A 12,325-nucleotide genomic window follows, 5' to 3' on the forward strand; every position below is an offset into this window, starting at 1 on the left:
TCCCCGCTTACCCAGGTCAACAAAGTCAATCAACGCTTGACTATTAACCCCACCGTATCAAGTAGGTGATCGCACGTGCGGCACGATATCGGTGTCCGCCACCGCACGGACGGTAGACAAAACGTCTTGATGATGGTCTACGGTCGCTTCGTAGCTCGCCTTGCAGCGACTGGCATAATTCTAACCGTAACGCATAGCCACTAGACCTTCTCGATCGTGAAGTGATTCTTAAGCCGATTCTGATTGTCCGGTGACAAACTTGGAACGCAGATGAACAATCTGTTCTTTGCCCGACTGACCGCTACGTAGCTGATTCGTTGTTCCTCCGAAGCCTCAGAATCCTTAAGCAGATCAGGCGCAAGCAGAAAGTCAAACTTCTCGCCGTCTGGGAAGAGTACCAAGACGTTATCGAACTCATCACCCTTGGCTTTGTGGATCGTCCTATGCAAACTTAGATCTTCGCCTATGTGGACACATAAGGAAAAATTCTGGTAGGTTATTTTCTCATAGAACAGCTTAGCTTTGCCACTTGTTACTTTCGGCGCGCTTAGTCCGAACTTCGCCTTTATAAAATTCGAAAAATCAAGTAACGACATTTCGGAGAAAATAGCGTAATCGGCGAGCAAAGAAACAATGAGCTTTATCACGTCCTTATCCTCTTGGCCATATTTTGGAATGCGTCGAAGTCCTTTCTTCAGCTCTTTGATTGCATCACGAAAATTATTCTGCCTCGCCAATTCGACCGCTCTTACACTAGCGACAACAAATTCTCGACGCTCTATACTTGAATCCGCATCTATAAGGCGAGAAATTAGCTTGGCGTCATAAGTGCCAAAAGCACCTCCGAGCTCTCTCTTCATTGCATTTGATGTGATGTTGTCACGAGATAGAGAATGAACAGACTCATTGGGGCATCTCATTTTTGCTGACTTCAGGGCTGCCGCCATATTGCCAACGAAAATTACAGGAAAATCAGAGTTGGAATTGCGCCAAGGCGTCTGCTCAATATCCATCCTCGCGATATTGAGCAACCGGACAATTTGATTACTGCTCCGCCTATTGTCGGACATCACAAAGTCAGAAAGGCCAGGAAGCTGAAAATCCTTGAATTGTGAGGGGATGGCTCCTTGAAACCGATAAATCGACTGAGCTACATCACCGATAATACCAACAAACGCACCCTTCTTCCCGAGTAGAGTAAATATGGCCACTTGGATAGGGTTGCTATCCTGAAATTCATCAATAAAAAAATAAGGAAACTTAGCGATCAGTACGTCTAGAACAAATGGATGTTTCGTCAGGATTTTGTAGCTCAAAAATAAGACATCATCATGGTGCACGACACCCTTTTCCCACGCCATCAACTTATATGTGTAATACGATATGGCCTTTACCGCATACCCACCAATCTTATGCGGAAAACGCGTATTCACTTCTAATTCGCCCGTTTTTCCCCATTTCCATCGAAGATCCCTGAAAGCGTCAATAAGTAGATTGTCGTCTGTTATTCGCGTCTGTTTTGTCTCCGCTTTCCAAGTGTTGAGAAAAGTGTATCCGGACAATATAGTGTCGGAATGCCCGTCGATCTTTCGAACGTTTAAGTGGAACTCATCAGCGATGAAAGAAATATACGGTCGCAGAACGTGGGTATACAAGAAACTATGAATCGATGAAACTTCTACCTGATCAGCAGATGGGCCAAGTCTCGCCCGGATAGTGTCAACCCCAATGTTAGTATAAGTAATACAACTGATTTTCTTAATCTTTCCCAGACGCCGAGAATTTGACAATACATTCTTAATATGTTGCACTAACCAGTGGGTTTTACCCGCGCCTGGACCGGCAGATACCCGAAAATTAATATCTATAGATGGGAGAACTGTATCCGAGTTGATTATTGTCATTTGCAGACCCAATCGATGGCGTCCTTCAAATATTTAGGGGTGGAAAAGCTCTTGTACGCCGGGGTTCCTATAGCATCAAAATTCGCACGTAACGCGTAGGACAACTCGAGTGCATTTTCTCCCTTTCCTACTGAATTCAAATATCGTGACGCTATAATAGCTGCAGCGCGATCATCATTTCCCCAAGTGATTGCAGCTTCAATACCTTTCGCAATGCGTTCATTTTCGGAACTCTTTCGGAGAACGTCAATAATCTCTTGCAGTGACTTATTTGCCTCGTGGAGCAACATCATTTCACGCAATTCCTCTGCATTGCTAATCGAATCAGTTAGTAATAGCTCAAGCGACGGATTGGAAAGCAAGAGCTCGTATTCGAAGGTCTTCCCTTTCTTTAAATCTTGGCTAAAATATCTTATGTTGGCATCGGCTTTAAAGGTAGGTATCTCATTTGATTTATAGTGAAAATTGGCCGGGTCGACGAGATACTCAAACGGGTAACACTTTTCAAACCGCCCCTTGCTATCTGCCTTCCTCCATTCAGGATCCCGATCAGTCACGCACGCAACAGTTTTGTGGATCGTATTCGGCTTATCATTGGAAAATAAATGAAGAAAGTGTTCGAAATACCGTCCACCTACATTTATTACGGACACCTGTGTATCTTCGAGGGATTTCCCTTCATATTGAGCAAAAATTGACATCAATAGTTGTTCTGCTATTCCTTCGACGAGAATTATACTTTTCGCAAACAACATTTCCGATTTCGTCGCATCGAGAAACCGTTGAACGTACATTTTGCTCTTCTCGTCGGGGAAAACGCGCCCAGGATAACCCACCGATACCTGCCCATTGCTATTGTTTAAACATATAATTTCGTCGAGATTTACGGCGGAGGTAATATGCGCCGAATGGGTCGTCAAAAATACTTGCCGAACCTTTTTCGATTTGCGGTTCGCCTTGAGAAACTTCAGAAATTTGTATTGCATAGCAGGATGCAAATGAGCTTCTGGTTCTTCAATAGCTAAGGTCGCGAATATCTTCGAGTTTCCACCCATATAATCCATGTTCGAATTCATCTGCATTTTGGCAAGAAGCAGCGACATGTATATCAGGTTGTTATACCCTAGCCCATTGTGTGAAGCAGGAATTCTTATGCCAGTGTTATGTGCGACAATGAGCTGCAGAGCAGAGAACATTTCTACATCAGAGATTGAACCGGCAAAATCAGGCGTGGCGCCATCAAATGACGCTCCGGTCTCATTTGCATAGGAGAGGATTTCCACCTTTCCCATTTTCATTCTGACCTGCAGCGCTTCAATTAACTTGTCCGCGCTTTCTGCGAATGCTGTGCGTCGCGCACGTATCTCGTCTTCTTTCTCTTTTTTTGTTTTTTGTGCTATTGGTAACGATTTTATTTCGTAGTCCATAAAGAAATCTAAAACTTCACGTAAGAGCGCTGCGCGGCCAGTATGCATGTCGCGCTCAACATCTCTTATTGCATCAAGAAACTGAAAATCGAATTTTCTTAAGTTTTCGACATCGGCCGCTGTTTGATTGGCGGCTACTCCTCCAAGAATTCTTGATTTATATCTTCGAACAAAATCATGCTGTAGCATTTTCCATATTTTTTCACGATTTCCTGGGTGTTTTTCTAGGACTTCCTGCACCTTCGTTTTGTAGTCGTCAGCCTCTGAATCTGGCAAATAAAATTCGTAGGTAAGCATCGCCTCATACGAGGGGTCTAGCTTAGTTAACCACGGCCCAATCATTGCCAGATCGTCGTCTTCCTCTACTCCCCGATTGATTGTAACGACGATTGATACGCGAGGCGGCGCCATCTGGAGTTCGGCAACTGTCGCATGTTTGTTAAAATCGTCGGCTGTAAGTCGCTTCTTTCCTTCTGCATCTAATACTAGCGAAAGTGCCTTTATAAGATTTGTTTTACCGGCGTTGTTATGCCCAATAATAACGTTAATTCCATCGTTAAATTGGATTTCCTGCGAGTTGAAGTTTCTGAAATTATTAATTTTTATTTTTGATACATACATGGAAGAATGCCTGTCTTGAAAGAGCTACTAGTTATTGACGCTTGACTGGGTCTGATCTACAGAAGAAGGCGAGTAACCAAGGCGGCTTCATCAGAAGCGCCTTGCTCTCTAAACTAGGGAGGCTCGCATACAATACAACTAAAATAACGAAAATGCCTAGTCTTCTTATCAATCTGTTGCGGCAATGGGCAGACTTAACTAACACATCGAGATTCAGCAGCAACGCTAACAACCATGTCCGCGATGTCATAGAAGTCGCCGGCCAGCATAACGGTCGGTTCTCTGCATACCTGCAGGAGCAGCTCAACGGGCTCCGCTATCGGATTCGACTTGAAATATTGGCAGTCGATTGATAGGATCGTAAGCGGATTGGCTTCCGACGCAGCAGCCTGCGGTTCGTGCGTGTTGGACCTGTTAATCGCAGTCGTAACTGAGAGCCATGGACGCTCGTTGGCTGATTTTGTCAAAACGCTGCCGTACCATGAAGCAAAAGTGTGACTTTCCTCGATCATGCCCTATGGAGCCGTTCGTCGGCGCTTATTAATACGGGTCCAATCTTGTCTGGTCTTGCTGGTGAAAAATCCATTTTGGATCTACGACGCACCGCGAATGAAATCATGATCAGGTATCTCAATGATTCCGATTCTACCGGGCCTTTCCTTTCTCCGCTCGTGAGTTGTAACCATGTGGACGAAGTAGAAAAGTACAGATCGGACCATCTGCAAAGACTCAATCAATTGACTTTGGTATTCAGCAAGACTGAAGTGCTCGATTTGCTTGCTGGGAATTCCAACTGTGAAAGTTTCGTCATGCAAAACCGTGAATCTATGCGTGGCCGCGTGACGGATAGATTTCTTGGCCTTGAGGTACCCTCGCAAGTCCCGTGCGACTTCTGTAATGGCAATTAGTGGGAAGTTTCCCTGCTCTATCAAAGCGCAAACGCTGGGCGTAAATGCGCGCGGCCGACGATTCTCAATGTTTTTTTCATGTAGGAACCACAAGGTGCCGAAGCCTGTTTCGTCGGCCTTTCCGGGTAGCCCCAAGTACGAGTGGATAGCCACTGCCGTTTTGTCAAGCAGATCAAAGCAGCATTTTTGAGCAATCGCCATCATACTCATTGACGTTCCGTATCTCGCGTAGTCTAGCGTGTCATAATATTTCCCACTCTCCGGGCACTGTTCCTCTAAAGCCAGATACGCCGCAAAGCGGGCCGCCAAGAAATCAGACTTGAGCAAATTGAACATCGTGAATATCGTCGGCACTCTTGCTTGCGAGCTTTGTACTAAAATCGGGCCAAGACGTAGCGAATCCCATTGGCTAAGGTTTAGATCCAGGCCTTCGATTGACGGAGTCAAGGCAAGACGATTTGTTGCTACAAAGTGCTGATATTTGCTTGCGTTGGTCAGCGGAGGCTTCTCACCGACATGATTGCTGGCTTCCAGGAACTCCCGAATCGTAGCATCCCCCGCGCGGCCTACTATCTGCGCTATGCCTCCGACGCAGGCATTTGCCTTTCGCACGAGACTAGCAACGGTTGGCGCCACGTCTTCCTCCATTGCCAGGCCGTATTTTTCAAGTTCAACCAGCGACTTTGCAGCGTAACTGAGCGCAACCCCGTTTGTTGGCTCATGCTCAATGGCTCGCGCATAGCAGTCATAAGCCTCGATGAGACGCCAGTTTTTTGCGAGTGCATTGCCCAGGTTATTAAGCGCGCGCGCCCGTAGATCACTGCAGCTCTCGGGGTGATGTGCCGCAGACAAATAAAGTTCTTTAGCTCGAATGCGATCCAAACTAGTGACGACGCACCAGTCTGCAATGGATGGAAGCACAACTAAATTAGCTCTCGTTATTAGGGCATTAGCCAAGTTGTAATCTATATTGGGGTCGCTTTTGCTTCTGCGATGTAAATCCTCAAGGATGGATACTCCTTGATCAACCGCATCACTATCCTTGCAATCACTACCCGCGTCCGTTAGAACAATACCGGCAAGGACCATACGGTTTGCTTCATCAAGAGTATCTGTTGTTGCTAGGATATTACGAGCGGTTTCAATCGCAGCACGTGGATCGTCATCAATGAGGCGTGACAATTGTCCGCCTAAGCGTTCAAATTCTTCTAGCAGTCGGTTCTCGCTCATGTGTAGTTATCTTTTGTCCTATCCCGGCGCTTGCTCGGGAGTGTCTGATCCTTCATCCGGCAAATCCTTGTCGTGTGCTAACAACGTCGGCGTGCGATCGCTTCGCTTAGTGTATCTATATTCGCCAATATTCCCACTCAGGTAAGCTTTCAGCATCTCGATCTTTAGGTAGGTACGACCTTCGTAAAGCTCATGCTCGCTCAGCGTTAGACTATTTGCCGATGCCGAAGCGATATCCTTTGCGAGAATCCCAATTTTTGCGAAATCAAGGCGTTCTGCAAATATGCCGCTGACTCGTTTGAACAAGAAGTGGCAAACCGAGTAGCAGACGCCCAAGATGGATGCGCATATAGTGAGGTAAGGAAGGCGAGTCACGAAAACCGTTAAAAGATCCAGATTCGGCTCTTTCACATACTTTACCGAGAGGTCAACCGCACCCATCAGCAGTTGGAACGTCAATAAAAAAATGATTGCCAGTGGAATGAAAGAAAGGCCGATAAAGATGTTCGCCTGCTTAGCGCCGTGATCTGAAAATGATGAGAATTCTTCGGAGAAAAGATTGACATTACTGGTAAGGTCTCTCAGCCGCTTTTCTTTCTCTGACGCATCGAGGGCCAATTCGCGCAGTCGTTCCTTTCCTTTTGTGACTTCTCCCTCAATGTCCCGGACGGTCGCTTCGTTCTTAGAAATCATGTCGACGGTGGCTTGTTTTTGATTTTCGACTCGAGTAATTTGCTCCTTGAGATCGGCCAATTTTGCCGAAGATTTCTTAATATCTTCGATGAATTGATCGAGCTCACCTTGCAACGATTCCAGCTCCGTGTTCTTCCTTTCTTCCAGCTCCTCTACCGCAACCTCACGCTCGTGAACCTTGGTTTGGAGAGTCAGTATGGCATCGCGCTCTCGCGATAGCTCGTCAGCAGTAGATTGTCTGAGGCCTATCAAGCGCCCCAGTGAATGAGTCAATGCTTCGAAGTCTTTGATGTTGTAGCCGATGATACGGATTTGCCTAATTTCTAGGGTTCGTCTTGCGATTAGATCGAAAATGCCCGGTTGCAAATAGATTGATATTCCAGAAGATACATAACTTACGGAAAAGCCTACGGTCGCGGTCGCCGCATATTCAGTGAAACGCTTTTTAATACTCTTGTTATGGATCGCTTCATATACAGTCAACTCAATTCCTGCGCCGGCAACAGGCTTCGAGAACTCGATTTCAACAGCAGCGACGTAAGCAGGTTCGATGAACTTTACTTCATGCGGATTGCCTGCTTTTAACGAAAAGGGTTTTGCATTGACGTCAAGGCTGCGTGCTATGGCTCCACTAAGTTTGCTCACAAATTCAGTAGGAAAAACGACTAGTTCAGGCTCTTGCATGTCCTGCAGTTCTTGCAGTGCCGTGTCCGTAGTTTCGAGACTCATGGTGTCCTTGTGTTGTTGAAACGAGAGTTACTGTTGATCTTAGAGTAATGCAAATTTTAATGCAATCAAGCAATTTAATCATCACGTTGGCGGCTAGAGACTGCCGCCAGGCGCCCATATCGTTAGCACTTCTTGATGGCTTGCGACGTGATGGAGTTGGCTAGCTGTTTTGTCGTCGTGTTGGCGGTCCGGTTTTGTAATGTGGCGGACGCCTTGGCTTCCATCGCTTTCCAGCGGCCTTGTTCGTGCCCTTCTGTGCCAATGCGCTACCGGCCAAGCTACGCTGTACTGCTGACGCATTCGGATTGCTGAGCGTGCGGCCGGCGACTGAGCCAACCTTATTGCTTTTACTTTTTCCTGCGATTTTGGCTCTCCTCAGATGAGCAGTGAGTGCGGTTGCCATATTTAGTATTGTCTTGCCTATTTCTACTATAGCTAGTAGTTGTGGATATTTAAGTACATTTTTACTAATGAAATAAATCATATCAAATACGGCGGGGGAAGGCTGGAAAAACGATCTTTAGAACAATAAGTCGCTCGTGTAAAGTATTTACCTTAATGTGTGCTAAGGTAAATAGTACGGTTTGACAGGTATTTATATGCCTGTTAATGTACCTGAAATTTATTTGAAAAAATCGTCATGTCTCGACCAGCATTCTCGCTAACGGACTCCCAAGCCCGTGCCATCTCTATTCGTACGGCAGAGCTCGAGCTGTCTTACCCACTTGATCCGCGCAACCACCGGCCATTTGTTCGTGCATTCTTGCGTGCAGTGCAAGATGTGACTGGCAATCTGTACAGCCCGGTTATTTATCAGCGCTTGCTCAAAGCTTATGCACCTGATCGCAGGCCATCGACAGCGACATTGGCGACGGAGAAACAAGCGTTGGCGTTAGAAGCCATAACGCAGCGAACTGAAAGTGCTGTAGCAGGGGAAGTTAACGTTGCTCCGTCTTCTTTTGATAACTTGAATAACCTCCAGGCAGCCGTGACTGCGGCAGTTCAGACTGGCCTGGCGCGCATAGCTCGTGGCGCTGGCCATGCTGATTCCGCTCAGACCAGCTTTTATGCAGCCAGGCTGCGCGATGCAGAAGCGCAACTGCGCGATTTACGCGCCGAGTGTCTGCGGCTCACTTCTGAGCTTAGTGCTGCAAACGAAAGTAGCCGCCTATACGCGGAACATGCTGCAGGTGCCGCTACCGCTCTGACGGATCAAATCGCCACAGTTGCCTTACTGACCACAGAAGTGGCAGATATCCGCAAATTCGCTTTAGGCTCGATTGATGAGGCACGTGGCGAAGCGCGTACTTGGAAAGAGCGCTGCATTTCGGCCGAGGGTCAACGACAGCGCGATATGTGTTTGCTTGAAACTTTTCGTCAGCAAGCCTATCGCAACGGGGCTGCCATTCCTGCCTCCCTAGCAAAGGATCATTCGAAATGAATGAAGTGATCACTGTTCAAAAACAGATCGAGACAGTTTTTTTCCCGGCGTCTCACGGACTTGGTCCAGTGGCAAATGACTGGGAGGCGGCGCAAGTATGGCTTTGCGCCATCGCCAGCCGCGGGCGACGGAACTCACCAGAAACGGTTGCAACGTATGGCTATCATCTAGCCAAGCTACGTTGGTTTTGCGAAAAAATTCATCTGGTTACTCCATCTCTTTGGACGGTCCAAGACGTTGAGGCTTTCTTTGCATTCCTTAAAGATTTACCTGAAAGTGCCGTTTGCGTCCAAGATCCCGCTAGCTTACGTTTTGCAAAATCAGGTGAAGAGGGTCATACGCCCTTCCGTACTCAACCCTCAAAAAGTAGTCGTTCCGATATCCAGCGCTGTATTCACGCAATGTTCCGCGCCTGGCGAGAAATGGGCTATATCAACATCAATCCGATGGGACTTCATGGCGCCGGATCTGTGCGGAAAGTTAATACAATGCGTGCCGTTGCACCGGACTTGTATGATTTGGTTCTTGAAGCGATGGACGCCGAAGAAAAACCTACATTCAGTCGTCGCCAAAGTCATGTTCGCGACCGCTTTATTTTTATCGCCTTACGTGAACTGGGATTACGTACCAGCGAACTGATCAGAGCAACAATGTCAGCTTTTTACCGTCTTTCAGATCCACAAGATGGCAAAAGCTACTGGATTATGGTGGTTCGCGAGGAGACGGCCAAAGGGCAGAAAGAACGGAAAATGCCAGTGCCGCGGTCAGTACTTGATGCATTGGGCATCTATCGAGAAGCATTTGGCATGGCTGCCCTCCCCGACCCGTCAGAAAAAACAGCTTTAATACTCTCACTTCGCACCAGCCGTGCAGCAGCGACGCCTAGTGGGAGTGTTATCAAAGACGTCCAATCTCGTCGATTTTTCCAGGCTTGGCGTACTATTTCGACTCGACACGGTTTGTATCACATCGTCAAAACGCGTCTCTCTACGGCAGCTGAGTTTTTGGATACGGTGGGTGATGTTGACCGGGCTAACCAATTACGCGAAGCTTCCCCTCACTGGCTGCGCCACACTTTCGCCAAGGGAGCCCTGCTCAGCGGACAAGATATCCGACATGTGGCGGCACTCCTTGGCCATAGTGACTTGGCAACGACGATGGTTTATACGGAGCAAGATGCTCTCGATTTAATTCGTGCAACTAACGAAGTAGTGCCCGGAATGCTAGCTTCGGAGCCAATTATTTTAATTTCTTAACATAGGTATGACTATGGATCATTCCGAACAGACCGCATTTGTACGCTTGCAAGCGAAAAGAAGACGGTCCAACAGGCCGCAGAAAGTGCGTCGGGCGCAACGTGGGATGATCGTGTCGATCAGGTCACCTATACATCATGACATCCGATCACAAGATTGGAGGGAGGAAAAATGACAAGTTTTAGTTTTCTAGCCTTAGCACGGCGCGCCCTATATGTCTTCAGCCGCGCGGTACCCAGAAGCATTGGCGATCTACGGATATTCGATCCGCTCGAGCAGAGTGAGATGCAGAGCATGCCTGATCCTGCGCGATATCGGAACTGCAACGAGCTCGATCTTCCGCACTTCACCATGGAGGTTGCATTGAACCACATGCAGTGCTTTACTTCCCCTAATCCTGACCGGATTGCCACCGTGGCGAGTGCCGCCGGCGACCCGGTAGGCTATATTTCATATGCGGTGTCTCCCCTCTTCGATAGGGTGTATATATTCCAGATCAAAATTGATGAACCATTCCGACGCCAGCGCTATGGCTTGGCTATCATCAAGTACCTCCATTCCACGTATCAGCTCCCTATCGTGACCTTCAATGAAGTGGGTTCGGCACGAAGATTCTGGGCAGCTACCAGACACATGGTGGCGTCGCTCGGATCGTCCATCACTGCAATGTCCGTGGGTGAGATGAATCAAGAGCGCGCGCGCTGGAGGCATCTCCAACCAGAAACCGATCGGCTGGAACAGCTGATTAATCAACGATTCCTTGCCGGCGAGGGGTATCAAAGTGCGGTGGGACGAGGATTCGGAGAGCGTAACTCCTGCTAGATCGCTCCGCATGCATGCAACAAATGTAGCTACAACCGGCAGCGACTGCTATCAGCATGTCGAATAGTTCTGGTCGCGGTATCGTTGCTCGATTTTTTTGAAGTCAAGGTTTACGGCTAACAACACGACGTCACCGTTACTTTGATTGACGGCAACGCCTCGCAAGAAACGGTCGCCACCTACCGCTTCCATTTGGCCAAGGCTGGTATCTCGATCAGGTCTGGGGGCGCATGCCATCGCAATGAACCATCGAGGATATGAAGACCTTCCGCGACTTTTTGGCCGATCTGCCAGCGTACGCGCTGAGCCGAAAAGGTGCTCGCCTGGGCGAGGAAGGCTACACCCCGTTCCGTGTGAGGCCAGCGGCAAGCAGCCAAGCCGACATTATCCGCTTCGTGCGCGCCATGCTCAGCACCTTCCATGCTGCGGGCTATATCCGGATTCACCCGATGGCGCTGACGCGTTCGGCCAAGCCGCGCCGGGTCGACGTCACGCATTCGTTACCGGAGGATATGTATGCCCTCATCCTGGACTGCATGGAAGCGCAACTGCACGCCAACCAAGGGCGTTACAAGCGCTACCTGCGTGACCGGTTTGTACTGGTCTGGCTGCGCGAAACGGGCATCCGCGCCTCGGAGTTGGCCGGCGCCCGGATGGATGCGGTGTACCGCCTGACTGACCCCAAAACCCTGCGCACCTACTGGATGATGCGGGTCAATGAAGAGCACGGCAAAGGCGCCCGCGCGCGCACCATCCCGCTGACCAAAGAAGCGCTCGATTCCTTAATGGCGTATCGCACCGCGTTTGGGCTCACCGCCCTGCCGGCGATCGGTGAGCAGTACGCCTTGGTGCTGTCGACCAAGACGGTCGCCGTGGCGATCGGCGCCGGCCAGGTCAAAGCGACTGCCGATCGGCGCTATTTCGTTGCGTGGGGGGCGGTGACGACCCGGAAAGCGATTTTCAAAATTGTAAAAGGAGGCTTGCAAAGCGCGGTGGATTATCTGCAGCACCAGGACCAGTTCGAGGCGGCGAACCACCAGCATATTCACAAGCGTATCCACATCTATCAGCCTGTTTCGAACATTCAATCGTAAGCTGTTGGCGCCGACGCGGAATTGACCCATCGCGCTGATTTTGACTGACCCAGGTTATCCTACCGAAAACGGCACCTGGCCAATGATTGATAAGAGTTAGGTAGGTTAGCAAAAGTCGCCGAAAGCTGCGCTCGGGCAAGGGACTCGTGCCGTCTGACCACTATTGCTCAGGGGGCACGACACGCCCTACTCCGGGAAAA

General features: G+C 48.7%; 8 protein-coding genes. 4 read left to right on the plus strand and 4 right to left on the minus strand.

The annotated features are described in order from the left end of the window. Positions 1-200: 200 nt before the first annotated feature. From AC1RJW_RS17635 to AC1RJW_RS17650, 4 genes are all read right to left on the minus strand, one after another. On the minus strand, positions 201-1,904 hold the full coding sequence (locus tag AC1RJW_RS17635) for a UvrD-helicase domain-containing protein (protein WP_493046128.1): 1,704 nt from the start codon (positions 1,902-1,904) through the stop codon (positions 201-203). After that, complete coding sequence (locus AC1RJW_RS17640) at positions 1,901-3,952, minus strand: ATP-dependent nuclease (RefSeq protein WP_493046130.1); 2,052 nt, start codon at positions 3,950-3,952, stop codon at positions 1,901-1,903. The genes AC1RJW_RS17635 and AC1RJW_RS17640 overlap by 4 nt, the downstream gene beginning before the upstream one ends. Positions 3,953-4,545: 593 nt before the next feature. Continuing rightward, the gene (locus tag AC1RJW_RS17645) at positions 4,546-6,090 is read right to left on the minus strand and encodes an LA2681 family HEPN domain-containing protein (RefSeq protein WP_493046131.1); all 1,545 of its coding nucleotides are present in this window, start codon (positions 6,088-6,090) and stop codon (positions 4,546-4,548) included. 18 nt (positions 6,091-6,108) lie between these two features. Then, positions 6,109-7,512: a hypothetical protein gene (locus AC1RJW_RS17650; protein ID WP_493046132.1), complete on the minus strand. Its 1,404-nt coding sequence runs from the start codon at positions 7,510-7,512 to the stop codon at positions 6,109-6,111. A 640-nt stretch (positions 7,513-8,152) separates the two neighbouring features. Here AC1RJW_RS17650 and AC1RJW_RS17655 point away from each other — a divergent pair. The 4 genes from AC1RJW_RS17655 to AC1RJW_RS17670 all read left to right on the plus strand — a co-directional run bounded on the left by AC1RJW_RS17655 (position 8,153) and on the right by AC1RJW_RS17670 (position 12,125). After that, positions 8,153-8,953 carry a hypothetical protein gene (locus tag AC1RJW_RS17655; protein ID WP_493046133.1) on the plus strand — a complete coding sequence of 267 codons (801 nt, stop codon included), beginning with the start codon at positions 8,153-8,155 and terminating at the stop codon, positions 8,951-8,953. Further along, positions 8,950-10,209, plus strand: coding sequence for a tyrosine-type recombinase/integrase (locus AC1RJW_RS17660; RefSeq protein ID WP_493046134.1), 1,260 nt, complete (start codon positions 8,950-8,952; stop codon positions 10,207-10,209). Before AC1RJW_RS17655 ends, AC1RJW_RS17660 begins: the two co-directional genes overlap by 4 nt. A 171-nt stretch (positions 10,210-10,380) precedes the next feature. Next, entirely contained in the window at positions 10,381-11,031 is a 651-nt protein-coding gene (locus tag AC1RJW_RS17665) for a hypothetical protein (protein WP_493046135.1), read from the plus strand. Between the two features lie 257 nt (positions 11,032-11,288). Next, positions 11,289-12,125 carry a site-specific integrase gene (locus tag AC1RJW_RS17670; RefSeq protein WP_493046136.1) on the plus strand — a complete coding sequence of 279 codons (837 nt, stop codon included), beginning with the start codon at positions 11,289-11,291 and terminating at the stop codon, positions 12,123-12,125. Positions 12,126-12,325 lie beyond the last annotated feature (200 nt).

The organism is Janthinobacterium sp. GW822-FHT07A03 (assembly GCF_058798815.1).